At 53.2% G+C, this 21,556-nt stretch carries 19 protein-coding genes; 15 read left to right on the top strand and 4 right to left on the bottom strand.

Annotated elements, in window-relative coordinates:
• Nucleotides 1–5: 5 nt before the first annotated feature.
• The gene (locus tag PJE062_RS23410; protein WP_008552520.1) at nt 6–1,613 is read right to left on the bottom strand and encodes a carboxyl transferase domain-containing protein; all 1,608 of its coding nucleotides are present in this window, start codon (nt 1,611–1,613) and stop codon (nt 6–8) included.
• Nucleotides 1,613–2,761, bottom strand: coding sequence for an isovaleryl-CoA dehydrogenase (locus PJE062_RS23405; RefSeq protein ID WP_174519224.1), 1,149 nt, complete (start codon nt 2,759–2,761; stop codon nt 1,613–1,615). Before PJE062_RS23405 ends, PJE062_RS23410 begins: the two co-directional genes overlap by 1 nt.
• A gap of 248 nt (nt 2,762–3,009) precedes the next feature.
• Here PJE062_RS23405 and PJE062_RS23400 point away from each other — a divergent pair, with 248 nt between their 5' ends.
• Both PJE062_RS23400 and plsY read left to right on the top strand, forming a co-directional pair.
• Nucleotides 3,010–3,600 carry a TetR/AcrR family transcriptional regulator gene (locus PJE062_RS23400; RefSeq protein WP_008552581.1) on the top strand — a complete coding sequence of 197 codons (591 nt, stop codon included), beginning with the start codon at nt 3,010–3,012 and terminating at the stop codon, nt 3,598–3,600.
• 11 nt (nt 3,601–3,611) lie between these two features.
• Nucleotides 3,612–4,235, top strand: a complete 624-nt coding sequence (gene plsY, locus PJE062_RS23395; protein ID WP_008552574.1) for a glycerol-3-phosphate 1-O-acyltransferase PlsY — start codon at nt 3,612–3,614, stop codon at nt 4,233–4,235.
• 12 nt (nt 4,236–4,247) lie between these two features.
• Here plsY and PJE062_RS23390 read toward each other — a convergent pair whose 3' ends face one another.
• Nucleotides 4,248–4,703, bottom strand: a complete 456-nt coding sequence (locus PJE062_RS23390) for an Lrp/AsnC family transcriptional regulator (protein WP_008552661.1) — start codon at nt 4,701–4,703, stop codon at nt 4,248–4,250.
• Between the two features lie 114 nt (nt 4,704–4,817).
• Between PJE062_RS23390 and PJE062_RS23385 the strand changes: the two genes are divergently transcribed.
• Nucleotides 4,818–5,669 carry a PhzF family phenazine biosynthesis protein gene (locus tag PJE062_RS23385; protein ID WP_008552587.1) on the top strand — a complete coding sequence of 284 codons (852 nt, stop codon included), beginning with the start codon at nt 4,818–4,820 and terminating at the stop codon, nt 5,667–5,669.
• 75 nt (nt 5,670–5,744) lie between these two features.
• Complete coding sequence (locus PJE062_RS23380; protein ID WP_037038122.1) at nt 5,745–6,770, top strand: NADP-dependent oxidoreductase; 1,026 nt, start codon at nt 5,745–5,747, stop codon at nt 6,768–6,770.
• Between the two features lie 14 nt (nt 6,771–6,784).
• On the opposite strand, the gene PJE062_RS23375 is transcribed toward PJE062_RS23380, so the two are convergent.
• On the bottom strand, nt 6,785–7,195 hold the full coding sequence (locus PJE062_RS23375) for an OsmC family protein (protein ID WP_008552626.1): 411 nt from the start codon (nt 7,193–7,195) through the stop codon (nt 6,785–6,787).
• A 222-nt stretch (nt 7,196–7,417) separates the two neighbouring features.
• Here PJE062_RS23375 and PJE062_RS23370 point away from each other — a divergent pair, with 222 nt between their 5' ends.
• From PJE062_RS23370 to PJE062_RS23320, 11 genes are all read left to right on the top strand, one after another.
• A complete protein-coding gene (locus tag PJE062_RS23370) occupies nt 7,418–8,122 on the top strand; it encodes a response regulator transcription factor (RefSeq protein WP_014287189.1) in 705 nt (234 codons plus the stop codon).
• Entirely contained in the window at nt 8,112–9,428 is a 1,317-nt protein-coding gene (locus PJE062_RS23365; protein ID WP_208982461.1) for a HAMP domain-containing sensor histidine kinase, read from the top strand. The genes PJE062_RS23370 and PJE062_RS23365 overlap by 11 nt, the downstream gene beginning before the upstream one ends.
• 223 nt (nt 9,429–9,651) lie before the next feature.
• Nucleotides 9,652–10,785 carry a helix-turn-helix transcriptional regulator gene (locus PJE062_RS23360; RefSeq protein WP_008552667.1) on the top strand — a complete coding sequence of 378 codons (1,134 nt, stop codon included), beginning with the start codon at nt 9,652–9,654 and terminating at the stop codon, nt 10,783–10,785.
• 8 nt (nt 10,786–10,793) lie between these two features.
• On the top strand, nt 10,794–11,924 hold the full coding sequence (locus PJE062_RS23355; protein WP_008552525.1) for a helix-turn-helix transcriptional regulator: 1,131 nt from the start codon (nt 10,794–10,796) through the stop codon (nt 11,922–11,924).
• 50 nt (nt 11,925–11,974) lie between these two features.
• Entirely contained in the window at nt 11,975–13,108 is a 1,134-nt protein-coding gene (locus PJE062_RS23350) for a helix-turn-helix transcriptional regulator (RefSeq protein ID WP_008552555.1), read from the top strand.
• A 24-nt stretch (nt 13,109–13,132) separates the two neighbouring features.
• Complete coding sequence (locus PJE062_RS23345; protein ID WP_008552627.1) at nt 13,133–13,669, top strand: AAA family ATPase; 537 nt, start codon at nt 13,133–13,135, stop codon at nt 13,667–13,669.
• 225 nt (nt 13,670–13,894) lie between these two features.
• A complete protein-coding gene (locus tag PJE062_RS23340; RefSeq protein ID WP_008552632.1) occupies nt 13,895–14,278 on the top strand; it encodes a hypothetical protein in 384 nt (127 codons plus the stop codon).
• A 470-nt stretch (nt 14,279–14,748) separates the two neighbouring features.
• Nucleotides 14,749–17,973 carry a 2Fe-2S iron-sulfur cluster-binding protein gene (locus PJE062_RS23335; protein ID WP_008552663.1) on the top strand — a complete coding sequence of 1,075 codons (3,225 nt, stop codon included), beginning with the start codon at nt 14,749–14,751 and terminating at the stop codon, nt 17,971–17,973.
• Between the two features lie 305 nt (nt 17,974–18,278).
• Complete coding sequence (locus PJE062_RS23330) at nt 18,279–19,379, top strand: serine hydrolase (RefSeq protein WP_208982460.1); 1,101 nt, start codon at nt 18,279–18,281, stop codon at nt 19,377–19,379.
• Between the two features lie 105 nt (nt 19,380–19,484).
• Nucleotides 19,485–20,342, top strand: coding sequence for a crotonase/enoyl-CoA hydratase family protein (locus PJE062_RS23325; RefSeq protein ID WP_008552658.1), 858 nt, complete (start codon nt 19,485–19,487; stop codon nt 20,340–20,342).
• An 11-nt stretch (nt 20,343–20,353) separates the two neighbouring features.
• Entirely contained in the window at nt 20,354–20,974 is a 621-nt protein-coding gene (locus tag PJE062_RS23320) for a TetR/AcrR family transcriptional regulator (RefSeq protein WP_008552665.1), read from the top strand.
• Nucleotides 20,975–21,556: the final 582 nt, after the last annotated feature.

The following is a 21,556-nucleotide window of genomic DNA, read 5'->3' as shown; positions in this document are numbered from 1 at the left end:
GCCCCTTACATGCGGAAGACGCCGAAGGGCGTGTCTTCTATTGGTGCGTTGAGGGTTGCTGCGATGGACAGAGCCAGCACGTCGCGGGTTTTGCGCGGGTCGACAATGCCATCATCCCAGAGGCGTGCAGACGCGTAGAGCGGGTGCCCTTGCTCTTCAAACTGATCAATGATCGGCTGCTTGAAGGTTGCTTCCTCTTCTGCTGACCACGTGCCGCCTTTACGCTCAATGCCATCACGACGCACGGTTGCCAGAACGCCAGCGGCCTGAGGGCCGCCCATGACGGAGATGCGGGAGCTTGGCCACGTCCAGAGCATGCGCGGTGAGTAAGCGCGGCCACACATGCCGTAGTTGCCAGCCCCGAAGGAGCCGCCGATGAGCATGGTGATCTTTGGAACTTTGGCACATGCTACCGCGGTGACGAGCTTTGCGCCGTCTTTTGCGATGCCGCCTGCTTCGTACTTCTGACCGACCATGAAGCCGGTGATGTTCTGCAGGAAGACCAGCGGGATTTTGCGCTGGCAGCATAGCTCAACGAAGTGCGCGCCTTTCAGGGCAGCTTCAGAGAACAGGATGCCGTTATTGGCGATGATACCGACTGGCATGCCGTGAATGTGCGCAAAACCAGTAACGAGCGTGGTGCCGTAGCGGGCTTTGAACTCGTCGAAACGGGAACCGTCCACCACGCGGGCGATGACTTCGCGCACGTCGTATGGGGTTTTTAGGTCAGCCGGGACAACGCCGAGGATTTCTTCCGGGTCGTAGAGCGGATCTTCTGGTGCTTGCAGCAGAAGTTGATCCGGCTTGCGGCGGTTAAGGTTGGAGACGGCCTGACGGGCCAGTGCCAGCGCATGAGCGTCGTCACGGGCCAAGTGGTCTGCCACACCGGAGAGGCGGGTGTGAACATCCCCGCCGCCCAAGTCTTCAGCAGAAACCACTTCGCCCGTGGCGGCTTTCACCAGTGGAGGACCGGCGAGGAAGATGGTGCCTTGCTCTTTCACGATGATGGTCTCATCGCACATGGCTGGCACGTATGCGCCGCCAGCGGTACAGGAGCCCATAACCACCGCGATTTGCGGAATGCCCTTTGCGGACATGTTGGCTTGATTGTAGAAAATACGGCCGAAATGCTCTTTATCCGGGAACACTTCATCCTGCTGAGGCAGGTTAGCTCCGCCAGAATCTACCAAGTAAATGCACGTGAGATTGTTCTCCATGGCGATTTCTTGGGCGCGGAGGTGCTTCTTCACCGTCAGCGGATAATAAGTGCCGCCCTTAACCGTGGCATCGTTGGCAACGATCATGCATTCGATGCCGTTGACCCGACCGATGCCGGTGACAATGCCAGCCGAAGGGGAGGCGTTATCGTACATGTTATGGGCAGCAAACTGACCGACTTCCAGAAATGGAGAACCTGGATCGATCAGACGGGCAACGCGCTCGCGCGGGAGGATTTTCCCACGAGACACGTGCCGCTCGCGAGGGCCTTCGCCCCCGCCTAACAGTGCTTGCTGGCTTGCTGCGCGGACCTCATCCATTGCGGCGAGGTGCTGGGTGCGGTTGTTTTTGTAACTTTCCGAACCCGTTGCAGCCTGAGACTTGATGACAGCCATTATTTGGTTTCCTGGAAGAGCTCACGGCCAATCAGCATGCGGCGGATTTCGGATGTGCCTGCGCCGATTTCATAAAGTTTTGCATCACGCAGCAGGCGACCGGTTGGGTACTCGTTGATGTAACCGTTGCCGCCGAGGGACTGGATGGCTTCCAGCGCCAGTTTAGTTGCGTTTTCTGCGGAGTAGAGGATACAGCCAGCAGAATCTTTACGAGTGGTTTCGCCGCGGTCACACGCGGCAGCCACGGCGTACACGTAGGAACGGGAGGCGTTCATTAGGGTGTACATGTCAGCGATCTTGCCCTGCATCAGCTGGAACTCGCCGATGGACTTGCCGAACTGCTTACGCTCGTGGATGTAAGGCACAACGATGTCCATAGCTGCTGCCATGATGCCCAGTGGGCCGCCGGAGAGAACGACGCGCTCGTAGTCCAAACCGGACATCAGCACGTTCACGCCTTTGCCTTCTTCGCCAAGGACGTTCTCGTAAGGGACTTCGCAGTCTTCAAAGACCAGCTCACAGGTGTTGGAGCCGCGCATGCCGAGTTTGTCGAGCTTCTGTGCGGTGGAGAAACCCTTCATGCCTTTTTCGATGAGGAAGGCTGTCATGCCGCGTGGGCCAGCGTCTGGATCGGTTTTGGCGTAGACGACCAGAGTGGAGGCGTCCGGGCCGTTTGTGATCCACATTTTGTTGCCGTTGAGCACGTAGCGGTCGTTGCGCTTTTCAGCGCGCAGTTTCATGGAAACAACGTCAGAACCAGCGCCCGGTTCGGACATGGCCAGCGAGCCGACATGCTCTCCAGAGCAGAGCTTTGGCAGGTACTTTGCCTTTTGCTCAGGCGTGCCGTGGCGGTTGATCTGGTTCACGCACAGGTTGGAGTGTGCGCCGTAGGAGAGGCCGACGGAAGCGGAGGCGCGGGAGATTTCCTCAACCGCAACAACGTGGGCGAGGTAGCCCATGCCGGTGCCGCCGTATTCCGGGTCAGCCGTCATGCCCAGCACACCGAGTTCTCCCATCTCTGTCCAGAGGTCATTCGGAAACTCGTTGGTCTCGTCGATCTCAGCGGCGCGCGGTGCGAGTTTGTCCTGTGCCCAACGGCGAATGGTTTCGCGCAGAGCATCAATGTCTTCACCAAGACCAAAATTCATTACGGCGTCAAACACGGCGCTTCCTCCTGCTACCGATCCAGTCAATCCACGCTCTTTGTTGAGCTTCCCAGTGGATCGCAAATTAATTAAACGAACGTTCGTTTGATTAATAGCAGGCGCTCAGTTACTATGCAATAACCCTTAGGGCGCATTTCCTGTTGCGTATTCTTTCCCGAAAACTGCTAGGCAACTCTCGGGCATGCGCAGACACACTGCGTCTCCTATGTTGAATGATAAAGGCTCAGATCGTGGCACGAACCAAAGGCTCCGTTGGCGCAGATACGAAGACTGCAATCTACTCCGCAGCGAAAAAGCTGATTGAAGCCAAGGGCTTTGAAGCGATGACACTTCGTCAGCTTGCGGCTGAGGTTGGGGTGCAGCCAGGGTCCGTTTATCGCTATGTGGAGAGTAAGGATGAGCTGCTTCAGGCGCTGATGAACCAGCATATGGTGAGCCTGATTGAGAACTGGGAAAAGCTGGAACGCAAAGGGGATGACCCGGTTTCTCGTCTCAAAGCCTTTGTTGCGTTTCACATTCGCTACCACATTGAACGCCGTGCAGATGTCGTGATTGCGAATCTGGAACTGCGGTCTCTGGGGGAGGAGTACCGTGCAGATGTGGTTACCAAGCGTAGTCAGTATGAGGTGAACCTGCGAAACATCCTTTCTGATGGTGTGAAGACTGGTGCGTTCCCTAAAGTGGATTTAGAAGTCGCTGCTTTCGCCATTATCGCCATGCTGACTGGTGTTTGCTTCTGGTATCGTCCCGACGGACGTCTTAGTATCGATGAGATTATCGAGGTGCACCAGAAACTGGTGCTACAGGGCGTTGTGGGCTAGGGGCTAACTCTGTGATTGATCTGATTAAGCTAATTGCAGCTCTTGGAGCGGGTTATCTGCTGGGCAGTATCAGCACGGCTGTGTTGGTTGGCAAAGCCTATGGCAAGGATATCCGTGAGCATGGCAGTAAGTCTGCCGGATTAACCAACACACTGCGTGTTCTGGGAAAACCTGCTGCTCTGGTTGTTCTTGTCGGTGATATTCTGAAAGGCGTTGTTGCCTGTTTGGTGGGCCTGTACCTTGGTGTTTATGCAGGTTCTGGTGTTTCGGTGGACAGTGTGAGCATGTTGCTTGCAGGAGCTGGGGCGATAGTTGGTCACAACTGGCCTGTGTTTTTCGGCTTCAGAGGCGGCAAAGGTGTGCTGACGGCTGCCGCTGTGCTGTTCATGCTGGATCCGATTATTGCAGCAAGTTGTCTGGGGTCTTTTGTGCTTATCGTTGCTGTGACCCGCTATGTTTCTCTGGGTTCCATCTGCGCAGCGCTGCTGTTCGTAGTGCTTTCCTTTATCCCGCTATTTGGTCATACAATCTATTTCCAGATCTTCGCACTGGCGATGGCCTCCATGGTGGTTGCCAAACACCGCGCGAATATCGGCAGACTGCTCTCCGGTACTGAGAATAAACTGAGCTTCTGAAGCCAGATACGCTTACCGCAATGGTACCATCCGGTTCTTAATCGGAGAAGCCTTCACAATTGAGGTGTTGGTCATTGCTTTTTCGTGGAGTGGGTCGAGCAGGTCGTCGAGTTCGCTGACGTCTTTTAGGTAGATGCGGGTGACGAAGCAATCTTCTCCGGTGACTTTATCGCAGGAGGTGAAGCGGGGCTCATTGAGGATGAGCTGTTCCACTACATGGAGGTTGCCCGGGCTTGGTTTGACGCGCACGATTGCTTCCAGAATGTAGCCAAGCGCCTTAGGGTTTATCTCTACCGTAAAGCCTGTGATGATGCCGTCTTGTTCCAGCTTGCGGACGCGCTCTGTTGTGCTGGGGGCGGAGAGGCCGATGCGACTGGCCAGTTCGCTGATGGATATGCGGGCATCACGCTCCAGAATCTCGAGGATTTTGCAGGCAGTTTCGTCCAGCTGTTTTATCTCTTTAGGCACTTTTGTTCTCTCGCTTTAAAATGTGAGGGCATTTCGTGCAATTCGCCTTTCATTCTCTATATAGCAGAGAGCCGTTGCTGGCTATTTTTTCAGTCATGACGATTGGAGGTTCTCATGCAGACAGATCTTTTAGCGCTTCAACATATCTCGGCATTCTCCCATGGAGAGGAGGGGGGCAACCCTGCTGGTGTTCTTGTGGGGGAGGCGATGCTTCCAGATGCGCAGATGCAGTCTATTGCGGCTGATCTCGGCTATTCCGAGACCGTGTTTGCGGTGCCTCTTGCTGACAAAGACGGGTATCGGGTGCGGTATTTTTCGCCAGAAAATGAAGTGCCGTTTTGCGGGCATGCAACGATTGCATTGGGTGCGGTGCTGGCTCAGCAGCATGGACGAAAAACGCATCAGCTTGAACTGAATGAAACCGTTATCTCCGTTGAGAGCTGGCAGGAGAATGGGCAGCTACAAGCTGCTTTGCAGTCTCCGCAGACTAAGAGTGCGAGTTTGGAAGATGACGTGAAAGCTGAGCTGCTTGGGCTGCTTGGTTTGAATGAAAGTGATCTGGACCTTCGCATCCCGCCAGCTCGTATTCATGGTGGTGCAAACCATCTGGTGCTCGCTTTGAGGGACAGAGCTAAACTGGCTGGGATGGCCTATGATCTGGAAGTCATGAAGCAGTTTATGCTTGGACAGGGGCTGGTGACGATCATGCTGGTTCATGTTCGTGGACCGCAAGAGTTTGATGTGCGCAATGCGTTTGCCTCAGCGGGTGTGTTTGAAGACCCTGCCACGGGCGCTGCTGCTGCGGCGTTTTCCGGCTACTTACGAGATATTGGCTGGGCTCATGGTGGTGAAATCCACATTGTGCAGGGTGAGGATATGGGATCAAAGTCTCTCATTACTGCTCATATCCCAGCTGAAGCAGGTTCCTCCATTCGCATTTCCGGCAGTGCGCGCCAGATGCGCTGATACTGCTTTTTGATTAGCTGATATTTTGGCCCGGGGCAGATCTGCTTCGGGCTTCTTACTGAAAAGAAGAAGAACATGGTGCTGGTTAAACAGTGGATTTATGAGGTGCGGCCAGAGGCGGACGTGTCTCCGGCGAATTATCGGTATGAGGAAGTGGAGCAGGACCTTACACCTGTGCGGGGTGAGGTTGTGGTTGAAGGGGCATACTGGTCCGTCGACCCATATATGCGTATTCAGCAAAGTTCCAAAGATACCTGGGAAGCGCCGCATCCAACCGGAGAAGTACAGGGTGCAGCTGTTGTTGGCCGGGTCACCCGAGTGGGCGAGGGTGTTACGGCGCTCAAGGTCGGCGACTGGGTTGAAACCTATATGGGCTGGCGCAGTGCGGGGCTTCGGGCCGTTGCAGACTGCCGCTTGCTGGATGCTGATGAGGTTTCGCCCTCAACAGCGTTGCATGTGCTTGGTATGCCGGGGCGGATTGCCTATTTCGGTCTGCTGGAAGCTGGAAAGCCAAGACCGGGTGAAACTCTGGTGGTGAGCGGCGCTGCCGGTGCGGTTGGTTCCATCGTTGGCCAGATCGGCAAGTTGGCTGGGCTTCGGGTGATTGGTGTGGTTGGCTCTGATGAGAAAGCGCGCTGGATCACCGAAGAACTCGGGTTTGATGCGGCCATCAATTATCGGCAAGTGAGTGATGTTGAGGGCATGAAGCAGGCTTTTACGGAACATGCTCCGGACGGTGTCGATATCTACTATGACAACACAGGCGGAGTTACGACTGACGCTTTCATCGAGAGCATGAACCTGCGGGCGCGCATCATCATTTGTGGTCAGATCAGTCAGTATCAGTCTGGTCTTGAGGTGCCGAACATGGGGCCACGTTTGCTGCATCACTTCCTTTACAAACGCGCGACCATGACTGGGGTTTTAGCGCGGGATTACACCGCTCGCATGGATGAAATGCTGAAAGTGATGGGGCCGTGGGTGCGGGACGGCAAGATCAGGTACAACGAGACCGTGATTGATGGCTTTGAGAAATTGCCAGAGGCGCTGTGTGGTTTGTTCACTGGTGCCAATACCGGCAAGATGATTGTGAAAGCTTGAGCTGGTGTTCTGCGCTAAACGAGTGAGAAGCTGATCTCTGCGTTGAGCGTGTTGGACACTGTGCAAATTTCTTTGGCAGCTTTGAGCATGGCCTCTGCTTTCTCGTGGTCCTCAAACTCCGGGAGAGCAAACTCCAGATGGAAGCTGCCAAAGCGGTGGGGCAATGTGGATGCCTTTTCCGCGTTTACAGTAATGTAGACATTGCCAAGTGCCACCTTTTGCTGCTTGGCCACCATTTCCAATGAGATTGCCATACACGACCCAAGGGCGGACATGATCAGGTCTGATGGAGCGGAGAATTCATCGGAGTCTCCCAGACCTGCTGAGTATTGATGCCCGAACTCGTTGGTCACCCAGAACTGGCCGTACTCATGAGACGCAACGGTGAGGGGGCCATAGGACTTGGGTTTCATTCTGATTGGCATATCGACTTCTCAGGTACATTTCCGGGTGGTGTGTTGTTTGGCTATGTATATGACCTGTGGAGGCTCAAGGTAAATATCTGTGGTTGGCAGAAAGTGCGGCAGCGTTCACTCGTTGGTTATTGGCGATGGCCTATTGATGAACGCTGAGAGTGGGATGCATGCTGCCATGGGGTGCTGTGTACCTGAGAGTTTTGTGGTGGATGAGCACGTTGGGCAAATGAGATGATGGCACAAACCGAAAAAGAGAACCTGCTTGCGCTTCTGATCGAAGATGATCTGGATCTGGCGGGCACGATTTCTGATGTGCTGAAGATGCACGGCATCAGCTGCGATCATGCTTATAACGGTGAGGCGGGGCTGGAGTTTGCGCGGGAAGGATACTTCGATGTCATCATCCTTGATCTGACATTGCCGAAGATGGATGGGCTGACTGTTTGCGAGACCTTGCGTAGTGAAGGGATTGATCGACCGGTGCTGATGCTGACAGCGCGGGATGAGCTTTCTGACAAGCTGGCCGGGTTTGAGGCTGGGACGGATGACTATCTGGTCAAGCCTTTCGCCTTTGAAGAGCTTGTGGTGCGGATACGGGCGTTGTCGGGTCGGCGGAGTGCGCAGTCGAAGCTGTTTGAGCTTGCGGATCTGCAGGTGGATTTTGCACGCAACATCGCCAAGCGTGGGGATCGGGTGCTGCGTTTGTCGCCAACGGCCTGGAAGATCCTGAGTGTTCTGGTCAAGCACAGTCCGGCCTCTGTGAGCCGGGAGCAGTTGGAACGGGCGTTGTGGGGGGATGAACCGCCAGAAAGTAACAGCCTGAATGTGCATCTCTACAAACTCCGCCAGCAACTTCAGCAACCCGATGAGGTTGAGGTGATCTATCGCGATGCCAATGGGGGATACAGTCTTCGGGAGAAAGTGGATGGCGAGTAAGGCAGCCGTTGGGGTGCGCGGACGCAGCATCTTTCGTGAGCTTGGCATCACGTTCTTCATCAGCGTCATTCTGTTGCTGCTGCTCTATACGTTCTTGCTGCCGATCTTCTTTATCGCTGGCTCTGATGAGAGCATCATCTACATGATGGATGATCTGGGGCGGTCCTATGAGGAGGCCGCGCAGGTCGATCCGAATGCTCCGCTGCCCGAAACTTATCTGATCCGAAGTGCATTTTCTTTGGAGACATTACCGCCGGACATGGCACGTCATTTTGAAGACGAAACGCTGGAGCCGCTGGAGCTGTATTTTGATGAGGAAGATCAGGAGTGTGATGCGGAGGGCAACTGCAAGTCGACGTATTACCTCTATCTCTACATCTATCCGCTTGAAGACGGGCGGAACCTCTATATCACGCTTGAGAGTACAGAGGAATATGTTGAAGGCTCTGAAGAGGATCAGGTCGTCATCATAGCTTTCGCGATTGTTGGGTTCATCAACCTGCTGGCGACTTTTGTGTGTGCCCGCATTCTTTCCAAGCGTCTGATCAAACCCATCGCAGCGCTAGAGAACTGGGCCCAGTCTCTGGATAGCGAAAATGTGGGTGAAGCGCCGCCGGACTTCCGGTATCGGGAGCTAAACAATCTTGCTGTGAAGCTCTCTCGTACCGTGGCGCGGATTTCGGAGTTTGTGGAGCGGGAGCAGACGTTCCTGCGTTACGCGAGCCATGAGCTGCGGACGCCGATCACGGTGATTGCCGGCAATATCTCGTTGCTGAAGAGCCGGGAGAGTGATCCGGAGGACGCGGTGCCGGTGGAGCGCATCCAGCGGGCGAACCTCAATATGCGGATCATTGTTGAGACACTGTTGTGGCTGGGCCGGGAGAGTTCTGCGCCGCCGCGAGTGGAGAAGCTTGTGCCTGCGAAGCTGATCATGGGCTGCATTGAGGAGCTGGATTATCTGAAGGGCAACAAACCGCTGACGGAGCATCTGGATCTGAGTGAGGACGAGGCTGAGCTTCCGAAGGCACCGCTGCTTATTCTGTTTGGCAACCTGATCCGAAATGCGTTCCAGCATGCCCAAAAAGGGGAGATCACAATCAGCTATCGTGATGGTGTGTTTATGATCGAAAACCCGGTTGCTACAAGCAAGAAAGACGGGGCTGCCTCAGTCTATGAGGAGAGCTTTGGCTTCGGGCTTTCCCTGTGTGAGCGCATTGCCCGGAGGATGGGGTGGGAGTTCACTCTGGAAGAGCGTGATAATGCGATTGTGACGCGACTGGTGTTGAAAGAGACGCACAAGCCTTAAGTGATGATGAGTAGCAGTTGTTTGCTAAGCAGAGTGCGTATTTGTCTGTATTCATCATGAATATCTGAGTTTTTTCAGGGGTATTCCTCGAGAGATATCGGTGTGAATTGTTTTTCGCATCGGCATCCGAAGAAAATATTATCTCAATTTATTGCTATCTGGAATTTTTACTATTTAATTTACGTAGAGACAGAAGGGGTGTTTATTCGATTCGGGTGGGCTGATGCAGGGTGTGCATGATGAGATGGTGAGGAAGCTCTACGCCAATATCGCTCTTGGAGAGGATATCGGTCAGGCTTTTGCACCAATGGCATCCTCTTTTCGCGAAACCCTGCTCTGCTACAAGATCGTTTCGCTCAATTCGCTCCAATATCATCACATGGCCTTGCACAATACAGAGGATGACATGGCGGCGAAGATTGTTGCCGCTGGGCAGAGCAACCCACTTCCGCGTTTTGCCAAGTTCGCGCCTATGAATGGCTTGATCCATACTGAGGACTTCATCAGTCCGGATGAAATCCGTGATACGGACTTCTTTGACCTCGTGTTCAGCGACTATGGCACGTTTGACCGTGTTCGAGCCTTTCTAATCCATCGCAATGGTATGGACACAGCCATGGTTTCAGTCGCCGTGCAGTCTGACTTTGACGGTTCTGATGCCGTGCAGCTTGATAAGACCCTCGATACGGTACGGCCCCATTTCCAAAGTGCATTTTCGGTGGCGTTGCATTTGGAGCAGCGGCGGGGGCTGACGGATGCATATACGTTCTGGCTGGATCGCATTCCGAGCGCTGCCTTCATTCTAGATCAGGGTATGCATGTTGCCTTTGCGAACAAGCAGGCTGAGGTGTTCTTTGGCAGTAACGAAAGCTTTTTCATTGATCGACGCGGTGAGGTTTCCTCCCGCCACAACGGGCATCGCAAGTTGTTTGAGGATGCGGTTACCAAATGCCGGGTGACGAGCAAGCCGTTGGGGCCTTTGGTCTTGGACGGGGAAGCTGCACCCAATCCATTCTTTGTGGTGATGCCTATCGACGTGTTGGCTGAAACGCCCGCTTATCTGGCACCGTTTGTGCGCGGGCTGCAGCCATTGCTTTGCATGATTATGGATCCAGGTGATCGACCTCTGGCAGAGCTGGAGAACCTGCAACATTACTTTGGCATCTCAAAGCGAGAGGCGGAGTTGCTGCAACATCTGGTGCACGGCGCTTCCATGGGAGAAACCTCGCATGCGCTGGACATCAGCTACAACACCGCCCGCAATCATATGGCCCGTATTGCCGACAAGGTTTCCGTGAACTCACAAAGTGAGTTGGTGCGGCTTGCGAGTGATCTGGCAGCGAGAGTGCCGCGATAGAGGGTGAGATGAGCGTTGCTGAAGACCTGATCGGGAGAATGTATTCCAGTGTGATACTGGGGCAGGATCTTGGGCAGGTTTTTGAAGGTCTTGCTGCTGCTAACCGTGATGTTTTGTTTGGTGTTCAGGTGCAGTGTTATCTGAACAATGACTACTATTACATGTCCTTTCAAAATGCTGAGGACGGGATGGCGCAAGACATGGATGAGGCAGGGAGCTGCAATCCGTTTCCGCCATTGGCTGCGATTATCCCGTTTCAATCCGTTCTTTACAGCGAGCGCTATATCGCGCCGGACATGGTCAAGCGCTCGGAGTTTTATGAGCGTGTTTTGGGCAAGCGAAATACGTTTGATCGCTCCCGTGGCTTTCTGATGCATCGGAAGGATGGGGATGCGGCGATTGTCGCGTTTACAATGCCGGATGATTTTGTCGGCAAAGAAGACCTGTTCCTTTGCGATACATTGGAGCGCATTCGGCCTCATTTTCAGCGGGCATTCTCTCTGGCTCTTGAGTTGAGGCAGCGAGAGCAGAAGGCTTATCTTGGTGCACATTGGCTTGAACGCATTCCCAGTGCGGCGATGGTCCTTGATCGCGGCTTGCATGTTGCTGTTGCCAATGCTGAGGCTGAACGGATGTTTCGCTCCTCAGATTTGATAGACGTGGATTGCCGTGGTGAGCTTTCCACCCGCTCTCATAGCCAACGTAAATTGCTGGAAGATACGGCGGCAAATGTTCGGCTAAATAAGAGGCCTATAGGGCCTTTGGCCTTGCACGGGGAGTTTATGCCGGGCGCGCTTTTTGCGATGACACCCATTCGGGTGTTGGAGCGCTCGCCTGCTTATCTTGATTGTTTTGTTCCTGCGGATGAGGCGGTGCTTGCGATTGTCATCGATCCGTCCAGTTTGTCCGTTGCACCGGTGACTTATCTGCAGGAGTGTATGGATGTTTCTAAACGAGAAGCGGAGTTGATCCAGAACCTTGTGGTTGGTTTGTCGGTTCGTGAAACAGCCGACAAAATGCAGATCAGCTACAACACCGCCCGCAACCATCTGGCCCGTATTACCGACCGGGTGTCCTTAGGCTCGCAAAGTGAACTGGTGCGTTTGGCCAGTGACCTTTCAGCGAGAATACCTCGCTAGAATGACTGTTTTGTTGGCGCAGATCAGCCAGCACTTTCTGGAGAAATCCGTTGCAGAACCTGCAAGATACTCTTGTGAAACGTATGTATGCCTGTGCGGCCCTTGGAGAGGATATCTTCAGTGCGCTTGAACCGATGGCGCACACGTATCCGGAGGTGTTGTTTGGCGTGCAGGCCCAGTGCTTTCGCAAGCTGAAAACGCATCATCTTGCTTTTTGGAACTGCGATGATGGCTTTGAGCAGGATATGCGGGAGGGGGAGAGTGTGAACCCGTTTCCAGCCTTGATGGATGCCGCGGCTTTTGATGAAGTGATTTACAGCGAGCGCTTCATTAGTCCTGATCAAGTCAAACGCTCTGAGTTCTATGAGCGTGTTCTTTCCAGACAGAACAAGTGTGATCGTTCACGTGGCATTGTCCTGCATCGGAAAGGAACCGATGGTGCTGTCATCACGGCGACTATGCCAGAGAAGTTTGTGGGGCAGGAGGATGATGAACTTTGCTCGATATTGGAGTTTATCAGGCCGCGCTTTCAGTCCGCTTTTGCCCTTGGGTTGGAGTTGGAGCGGCGGCGGTTTGAGTGTGATGATCAGTTGTTTTGGCTGGAGCGCATACCGAGTGCTGCTTTCGTGCTGGACCATGGCCTGCATGTAGCGCTTGCAAACCAGCGGGGAGAAGCTGTGCTGCGTAAAGGAGAAAGACTGCTTGTTGACCGTAGTGTCTCCCTTTCAAGCAAGTGTCATTCTCATCGTGCGCATATTGAGCGTTCTGTTCACATGGCACGCGCAACACAGATGCCTCAGGTTCCTTGTGTGCTTCAGAGCGAAGAGCGAGCTTCAATGATTTTTGCCGCAGTTCCGCTTGAAACTTTAATGGCGACACAGCCCTATCTTGATTGTTTTCTCGGTGAATATCAGCCAGTCCTTTGCATTCTCATTGATCCGGCAGATCTTCCGGTGACTGACGTTCAGATGCTGCAGAGCTATCTAAGCATTTCACTGCGAGAAGCTGAGTTGGTGCAATGTCTTGTGGGTGGGCTGTCAATGCGGGAGACAGCTGACAAAATGCAGATTAGTTATAACACTGCGCGTAATCATCTGGCACGAATAACTGAGAAGGTTGGCTTTGTCTCGCAAAGCGAGCTTGTTCGATTTGCCAGTGATCTTGCTGCGCGGATCCCTTCCTGATTGCCTTTCCAAAAGGTTTTAGCGATGCACAATCGAATTTATGTTTTCGGGGCTTCCTGCTCCGGGTCAACCACGCTTGGGCGTGGCTTGTCACAAGCCCTTTCCATTCCTCATGCAGATTCAGACGATTACTTTTGGGAGCAAACAGATCCACCGTTTTCCATTAAGCGGCCTGAGGAAGAGCGGGTGAAGCTTATGGCGCCAGTTCTGGGAGACGGAAGTTGGGTGTTGACTGGTGCCTGCGAGAACTGGGCCAAAGATTTTATAGCGGATGCGACCCTTATTGTTTTTCTCAGCTTGCCGCAAGAGTTGCGGTTGCGACGCCTGAAGAAGCGAGAGCAAGAGCGTTTTGGAGATCGCATTCTGGAAGGTGGAGACATGTTTGAGATCCATGACGCCTTCTTTAAATGGGCATCACAATACGAAAATCCTGAGTTCACTGGCAGAAGCCGGCATCGGCATGAGGCGTGGATGAAAAGCTGCGGTAAGCCCGCTTTGCGATTGGATGGACGGCTTACGCGAGAGGAACTGGTCGCTCAAGTGCTACGAATATCTGCATGAGCCTTGCACAATCAATGATTTATAAGAATTCGATGTAGAACTAGAGTTTGCATTCTAAATATTAGCTTGTGTTGTTTTGCTAAAATAGAACCTGACGTAAAGGAGATGCTTGAAATTAAAGAATAGATCTATCTGTGTGCTCAATATGAATATTACATATGTTTTATTGTGCTTTGTCGATTCTCTAGTTTATATAATTTTGATTTAAATTTTGGGAGAATTGCGATGAAGTATTTTTTAGTCTTCGTGTTTGTGATGTTCTCATTCAGTGTAAATGCAGAGATCATCCGGAAGCAGGTTGCAGCCAATCGCACTGCAAAACTCAACGTTTATAGCTATTACGTTCCTGAAACCTGCGGCTCCGCAGAGCTGCCTAAGGTCTCTTTCGTCAAAAAGCCGGAGCATGGTGTTGTGCGCTTTGTGCAATCCCGCTCTGCGCTGCCAAGTTCTGCAGGTAAGTGCGCGGGTAAGGTGACGAACGATCTGATCATGTACTACTCGCCGGACAAGGACTTTCGCGGCACAGACAAAGTGGTGACGAAGTTTCGGATGTACACGTCGGGTCGCGTGATCTCCGGCGGAAATACCTATGAGATTGAGATCAAGTAAAAGCTCGCAGGCTCCATCGCATAAGAGGTTCAGCTGAAAATGCTGAGCCTCTTTTTTTATGTGCGGATGATGGCGTAGTCCTCCGCGTCTCTGTGATTTGGCTGAAGCGGATTTAGTGATCATATGCTGCTTCTACGGCTTGCTGGGGTGCCTCTGGCCGGTTCCGGCAGATGGAATTGAGAAAGGGTGTTGCAGGGTTGAAACTGGCAGTATCCCCTCAAATGCGAGGTGATTTGAGTGAAAATCTCAATTGTGGTCGCTTTGCTGGCAATTATATTGTCGTTTAGCTGCGGCTTTCCTTTCACGTCGCCGTGATCCGGGTGCTTATTGTTGACATGAGCTCAGCAATGCCTATGAGTTGATTGATGAATTTTCGCAGTGGTCCGGTCGGGGAGGGCTGTACTACTGCTGCTGCTTAAAAAAGCCGGAGTAAGAGCATCGCCAAGCTCACACCGGTTGGGGAGAATATTATGCGTCTGTTTTCATACAAAAACAGAAAGGTTCATCTTGGACCGTATCCTTCTGAACGACTGAAGCGGACGCAAGAGGCTGTGGATCTGGGGCGTGTGCCCCGTGTGCAGCCGACGATTTACTCTCAAGCTGATAATCCCGAGATCCTGAGCAACTCGATGGCGTCTTTCAGCGCGATCATGGATGCGATCCGTGACGGCGCGCACAATGCCAAGCTCTCTGAGATTCCTGATGATCCGCAGGATCGGGCCAATCACCTCAAGGCTGCGGGTTACTTCTTTGATGCGACCATGATGGGAACCTGTGATCTGGTTCCTGAGCACTTCCTCGATCAGCCATTGCGCAATCCTGACCTGGATAAACTTGCGAAAGATCTGCAGACGTTCCAGCCGAAGACGCTTGCTGCCGGTATTGACGTGACCATGGCAGATGTGCGCGACAGTGCAGCTGGCACGCCGGGGCCTGTGACGCATCATAGATCTGCGCTCGTTGTGTTGATGGAGCATCCACGCGCACCGAGAGCTGATGAGCCGGGTGGGGACTGGATCACCGGCACCTGCGAACAGCGCTCTGCCATTCGGGCAGCAGAAGTGGCCGTAGTACTAGCCAACTATCTGCGCTTGCTGGGTGTGGAGGCACGTGCGCATACCACCAGCAGTGCGGATGTGGATCTGAACCGGCTGGCTGTTTCAGCAGGTCTTGTTGAGGTGGTGGAGAAGGATGGTGAGACGGTTGTTTCCAATCCGTACGTTGGCCGCGAGTTCACTCTGGCCGCCATCACCACCACGCTGGAGCTGACGCCGGATCAACCGCTTGCGCCTCGTAACCTGGCTGATATCTGGAGTTCACACGGCCCTGCCTGGCAGCTGGGTATGGGGACGTTCAAAAACGCCTTCAACCGTAAGCCCTTTGAAAACCGCGACTATCATATGGGGGCGTTTCCGTTTGAGCGGATCAAGCGGGTTGAAGAGACGACCACCTTCATTGATGAGCCGCGTGTGCCTCGCGTTCCCAAGCGAACCGACATGTTTGCACGTGCGCTGTTCGGCGATATGGGCAAACCGTTGCAGGAGGCTGCCAAAAACGGTGGCTATCTGGCAAAAAACCCGATGGGATACTGCGCCCGCCGCGCCCTAGCCGCGCTGATCCTGCTGCAGGACGGTGATACGGCGTCGGAAATTTCACCAAGTGCGGTGGATCCGGATAAGAATGCAGCCAATGTGAAGTCAGCGCTGTATTTCCTCGGGGCTGATGCCGTTGGCCTATCCCGCTGCCCAGACTATGCCTATTACTCCCATGATGCGCGCGGCGAGCCGATTAAGCCGTATCATAAGAACGCGATCTCCATTCTGGTGGATCAGGGGCATGAGACGATGGAGGGTGCCAGCGGGGACGACTGGATCTCTGGCGCCCAGTCTATGCGCGCCTATCTGCGTACCTCCATTATCGGTGGTATCGTTGCTGAGCAGATCCGCCGTCTAGGTTATCCGGCGCGGTGTCACTCTGTCGTGGACGGCGAAGTGCTCCAGCCTCCGCTGCTGCTGCTTTCCGGCCTTGGCGAAGTGAGTCGCATTGGTGAGGTTATTCTGAACCCATATCTCGGCCCGCGCCTGAAGTCCGGCGTTGTGACCACCGACATGCCGTTCACTTATGACAAGCCCATCGACTTCGGCCTGCAGCGTTTCTGTGAAAGCTGTAACAAGTGTGCGCGTGAGTGCCCATCCGGCGCGATCACTGCCGGGCCGAAACGTATGTTCAACGGCTATGAGATCTGGAAGTCTGACTCCGAAAAATGCGCTCGCTACCGCGTGTCTCAGCCAGCGGGTTCCTTGTGTGGCCGCTGTATGAAGACGTGTCCGTGGAACCTTGAGGGCTTGTTCAGTGAAGCCCCGTTCCGCTGGACTGCGATGAAGATGCCTTCTTCGGCCAAAATGCTTGCCAAGCTTGATGACAAGCTGGGGAACGGTTCCATCAACCCCGTCAAGAAATGGTGGTGGGATCTGGTTGCCAGCGGCGAAGGCAACTACGTGATTGCGGAGGAGACCAACGCGCGTGAGTTGCAGCTGGACCTCGATCTGAAATACGAAGACCAGACCCTTGCCGTGTACCCGGCCAACCTCGCGCCGCATCCGTGGCCGTTCCCGTTCATGATGGACCGTGAAGCGGGCATCAAGGCTTATCAGGGCATGATTTCTGCGGAAGAGTACAAGGCTCGTCTCGCTTCCGGATCTAACGACCTTGCTCCTGTTTACAAGGTGAGTGCAAGCTCCTCGCCTGTTTTAGCGGTGCGCCTGTCCAAAGTGAATGTGGAAGCTGAAGGCGTGTCGCGCTACGAGTTCACATTGGATGATGGTTCTCCGCTTCCTGTATTTGAGGCGGGTGCCCATATTGATGTGGTTGTTGCGCCTGAGTTCTTGCGCCAATACTCGCTGGCGGGTGATCCGGCAGATAACAGCAAGTATGTTATTGGCGTTTTGGAAGAAAAAGAAGGGCGCGGCGGTTCTGCGCTGATGCATCGGATTTTCCACGAAGGACGCCGTGTGTTCATTTCCAAGCCGATCAACCATTTCCCTTTGCATGAAGATGCCAAGAAGACGCTTTTGTTTGGTGGCGGTATTGGGGTAACGCCGATGATCGCCATGGCGCACCGACTGCATGCGCTCGGCAAACCTTTTGAGCTGCATTACTGCTTCCGCCATCGCCACAAAGCGGGCTTCATCGAAGAAATCCAAAATGCGCAGTGGGCAGATAAAGCCTTCATTCATTGTTCCAGCGAAGGCACGCGTGCTGATCTGAAATCCATTCTTGCCAACTATGAGGATGGCTATCATGTCTATACGTGTGGCCCTGATGTCTTCATGGATGGGGTGTTGGATACGGCTGCTGCTAATGGCTGGGCAGAAGAAAGCCTGCACAAAGAGTACTTCTCCGTTCCGGATCAGGGCGACTACGTGAACACCAGCTTCTTTGTGAAACTGGCCTCAACAGGTGAGCGCATTGAGATCCCTGAGGACAAGAGCGCAGCGGATGTACTGAACGAGAACGGTATTTCTGTTCCAACCAAGTGCTCGGACGGTATTTGTGGCGTCTGCACCGCAAAATACAAGGGTGCCGATGTTGAGCACCGTGACTTTGTGCTGAGCGGAAAAGAGAAGGAAGACACTCTGGTTCTATGCTGCTCACGTGCAAAGGACGCAGGCGCAGAGCTTCTGCTTGAGCTTTAGGTGAAAAACTCGCGGTGTTTTCTTTGAGGTTTCAAGGCGGAAGCGTAGATTTCCACCTTGATGGATCTAAAGGTAGTTTCTATCTTAGGTCTGGATCTTGCGTTTTCTGCGTAGGGTGACACGTTGGTGTGCCTTTACTGAACTTTCCAAGATCTTTGATTTTTCCATTTTGGAACCACAATAAACACTACTAGAAATTTGCCAGTTGGCTTTTCTGCCGGAATCTCTTCCAACCTTCTCACGCTTTTTCATCGCGCGTTTTTTCGAGCAAGGGGACATCTCGGCACTGGAATAGGATCATCAGAATGACAATGAACAGACGGAGCGTGCTGAAAATGGCGGTTGGAAGCATGACCTTGGCTGCCGGAACTGGAGCGGTACAGGCTCAGTTCAAAACAGCACATGATCTTTCTGAGAAGCTGGAACTTGGCGTGAAGTCAGGTCTGCTGACCGATCTGCATGGGGTGATGATTGCCCATGGCGACAAAATTGTATTTGAGCACTTTTTTGAAGGACGAGATTTTGCATGGGCAGAAGATCTGGGCACGGTGAAGTTTCAACGCGATACGCTGCATGATCTGCGCTCTGTAACCAAGAGCATCACCAGTTTGCTTTATGGCATTGCATTGGGGATGGGCAAGGTGCCTTCTCCGGATGCGTCTTTGTTTGATGCTTTCCCAGATTATGCTGATTTGAAAGAAGACCCGCAGCGCGCTGCCTGGACCATCAACAATGCGCTTAACATGACGATGGGTACTGAGTGGAACGAAGATCTGCCGTATTCTGATCCACGCAACAGTGAAATTATGATGGAGAATGCTCCAGACAGATATCGCTTTATTCTGGATCGCCCGATCATTGAGCAGCCAGGCGTGCGGTGGCACTATAACGGTGGCTGCACTGCGTTGTTAGGACGCCTGATCTCTGCTGGAACAGGGCAGGATCTTGAGGCGTTTGCCAAAGAAAATCTTTTCGCACCTCTTGGCATCTCGCAGTTCCATTGGATGCGAGGTTCGGATGGGGTTCCTTCTCCAGCTTCCGGCCTAAGATTGACGGCGGAGGGATTGACCCGCATTGGCCAGATGGTTGCTGCTGGTGGAAAATGGAATGGGCGGCAGATTGTTCCTGATACATGGCTTGAGACTTACATGACACCACAGGTGAGAACTGCTTTTGGCTCGCAGTACAGCAACTCCTGGTATTGGCAGGAGCATTTTGTACCAGCGGCCAATCGCGCTTTTCCTGTCATCTCCGGTGCTGGTAATGGTGGGCAGCGGCTTTTTGTGGTTCCTGCTCTTGATATTGTCGTTACTGTTTTTTGTGGAGCTTACAATCGTCCGGATCAGTGGATTACACCTCTTCTCGTCCTTGATCGTATGGCTCTTCCCAATCTGGAAGAGCTCTAGCTCATTAAAGCCCGGTAACTGATGGTGTTGCCGGGTTCTTCTTTTGGCCAATTCCTCTCGATATAACACTGTTATATTTTAGTTGAGTCGTTATGGGAGGGGATCATGGCAAAGGTACTTTATGAGAAAGACGGGCGGATTGCGCGCATTACACTAAACCGACCTGATGTGATGAATGCCATTGATATGGATATTCCGCATGAGTTGGCTGCCTGTGTGGCACGAGCCAATACAGACGACGGTGTTCATGTGATCGTGCTGGGAGGAAACGGCCCGGCGTTTTGTGCAGGTTATGATCTGACGGCTTATGCCGAAACCGAAGGCAGTAACCCGGGTGTACAAGAAATGCCATGGGACCCGATGAAGGACTATGCCTTCATGAAGCAGAACACGGACCTGTTCATGTCATTATGGCGCAGTTATCGGCCTGTTATCGCTAAGGTGCATGGCCATGCCGTTGCTGGTGGTTCTGATATTGCTCTTTGTTCAGATATGATCGTGATGTCAGAAGATGCTCATATCGGCTATATGCCGGTGCGTGTTTGGGGCTGTCCAACGACTGCGATGTGGGTGTATCGGCTTGGCGCTGAACGTGCGAAACGTATGTTGCTGACAGGTGATAAGATTGATGGCCATGAAGCTGAGCGAATTGGACTGGTTCACAAGGCAGTGCCAGCTGATCAGCTTGATGCGGAAGTTGAAAGACTAGCCGAGCGCATGGCTGGCATTCCGATAAACCAGTTGATGATGCAAAAACTCATGATCAATCAAGCAATCGAGTCTATGGGGCTTTACCAGACGCAAATGATTGCCACGCTGTTTGATGGTATTACTCGCCATAGCCCGGAAGGGATGAACTTCAAGAAGCGCGCTGAAGATGTCTCCTGGAAGCAGGCCGTTCGTGAGCGTGATCAAGGTACTTTTGACTGGACCGCAAACAGACCGATAAATGCTCCTCTATAATGTAAGTGACTATGGCCAACTTAAATCATCAGGAAGATGCAGAAGCTGAGGCACGGCAGAAGCGGGCTGAGCATTTGCGTGAAGCTCGCCGTTCCCTCATTGCCAAAGCTGCCCGCGACGTGTTTTCACAAGACGGGCTTGATGGAGCATCAATGCGGTCCATCGCCCGCGCTGTGGGTTGTACGACAGGAGCCATCTATCCTTACTTTCACGGCAAAGAAGAGCTCTATTGTGCTGTCCTGCAAGAAACACTTGAACAGCTTCATCATGCGGTGACTGAAGCAATCGAGGGTGCTGCATTTCCTGCGCAGTCTGCCTCTGCCGGAGTACTTGCGTTCTTTGACTTTTATGACAGTCGCCCAGATGACCTTGCTCTTGGCCTATATCTGTTCAACGGCCTCAAGCCGGTTGGTCTGGGGCGTGAGCTTGATGCTGTGCTCAATCGCCAGGTCGGCGCAACCGTTCGTATGATTGAATGCAGTGCTGCCGTTGAGTTTGGTGATCGAGCAAAGGAATGGACTGCGGGCTCCATTGCTCAATGTATGGGCTTGCTGATTATGGGACATACAGGACGCCTGTCGCATTGGCAGTTTGAGGGGCGTTACCTATTGGAGCAGTTTTTGCGTAAGTGATGATGTTGACTTTCGGTGTTCTTCCTTTTTTAGCTTGCGCTACTGACGGTCATTCGCCGCTTCGGTTTGGTGCATGATCGCTCGTAGGTGTGGTCAAAGCCTGAGGGACTAGCCTGCATTGCAAGCCTCTCCCGCTTTGTCTTGAGGAGATGCTTTTCGTTTTTCAGTTGTCAAAGATCCCGGACTTGTCCGTCTGCTGTTTGCATGGCTAGAGCATGGAGCGTGTTTTGGTCGTGGTCTATTCCCGTAATGTTCTCCTTAAGACTTTGGTGCTGGTGAACTGGTAGCTGGAAATGGGCTGCGGTTTGCGATTGGCGTGAAGTTGGGGCTTGAGGTGGGGTTAGTTTGAGCGTTTGGTGGAATGACAGGTCGTTGGTCTGAGCAGCGGTGTTGGCATCTGGTCTGGCTATGCCTGTTGTTGTGTGGTGTTGGTCTTCGCGGGCATAAGTTTTGTGATTGCGGCGATAAATGTTGGTTGAAGGGGCATAGGGTCGGGCCTTTTGCCCTAGGCTTGCCCGCTCTGTGAGCTCTTTAACTCTGGCCGTCAATCGCGTTTGTTTGGAGCTTTGCTGACATAGCAAC

Origin of the sequence: Pseudovibrio sp. JE062, assembly GCF_000156235.1 — a bacterium.
GTDB lineage: Bacteria > Pseudomonadota > Alphaproteobacteria > Rhizobiales > Stappiaceae > Pseudovibrio.
This window is presented reverse-complemented; position numbering and strand designations above follow the sequence as displayed.

Excerpts from the sequence above, each read along its gene's own strand:
- PJE062_RS23335 (WP_008552663.1), top strand. The coding sequence starts at position 14,749 with ATGCGTCTGTTTTCATACAAAAACAGAAAGGTTCATCTTGGACCGTAT.
- PJE062_RS23320 (WP_008552665.1), top strand. The coding sequence starts at position 20,354 with ATGGCCAACTTAAATCATCAGGAAGATGCAGAAGCTGAGGCACGGCAG.
- PJE062_RS23370 (WP_014287189.1), top strand. The coding sequence starts at position 7,418 with ATGATGGCACAAACCGAAAAAGAGAACCTGCTTGCGCTTCTGATCGAA.
- PJE062_RS23375 (WP_008552626.1), bottom strand. The coding sequence starts at position 7,195 with ATGCCAATCAGAATGAAACCCAAGTCCTATGGCCCCCTCACCGTTGCG.
- PJE062_RS23385 (WP_008552587.1), top strand. The coding sequence starts at position 4,818 with ATGCAGACAGATCTTTTAGCGCTTCAACATATCTCGGCATTCTCCCAT.
- PJE062_RS23405 (WP_174519224.1), bottom strand. The coding sequence starts at position 2,761 with ATGAATTTTGGTCTTGGTGAAGACATTGATGCTCTGCGCGAAACCATT.
- PJE062_RS23365 (WP_208982461.1), top strand. The coding sequence starts at position 8,112 with ATGGCGAGTAAGGCAGCCGTTGGGGTGCGCGGACGCAGCATCTTTCGT.
- PJE062_RS23410 (WP_008552520.1), bottom strand. The coding sequence starts at position 1,613 with ATGGCTGTCATCAAGTCTCAGGCTGCAACGGGTTCGGAAAGTTACAAA.
- PJE062_RS23325 (WP_008552658.1), top strand. The coding sequence starts at position 19,485 with ATGGCAAAGGTACTTTATGAGAAAGACGGGCGGATTGCGCGCATTACA.
- PJE062_RS23340 (WP_008552632.1), top strand. The coding sequence starts at position 13,895 with ATGAAGTATTTTTTAGTCTTCGTGTTTGTGATGTTCTCATTCAGTGTA.
- PJE062_RS23355 (WP_008552525.1), top strand. The coding sequence starts at position 10,794 with ATGAGCGTTGCTGAAGACCTGATCGGGAGAATGTATTCCAGTGTGATA.
- PJE062_RS23380 (WP_037038122.1), top strand. The coding sequence starts at position 5,745 with ATGGTGCTGGTTAAACAGTGGATTTATGAGGTGCGGCCAGAGGCGGAC.
- PJE062_RS23345 (WP_008552627.1), top strand. The coding sequence starts at position 13,133 with ATGCACAATCGAATTTATGTTTTCGGGGCTTCCTGCTCCGGGTCAACC.
- PJE062_RS23360 (WP_008552667.1), top strand. The coding sequence starts at position 9,652 with ATGCAGGGTGTGCATGATGAGATGGTGAGGAAGCTCTACGCCAATATC.
- PJE062_RS23330 (WP_208982460.1), top strand. The coding sequence starts at position 18,279 with ATGACAATGAACAGACGGAGCGTGCTGAAAATGGCGGTTGGAAGCATG.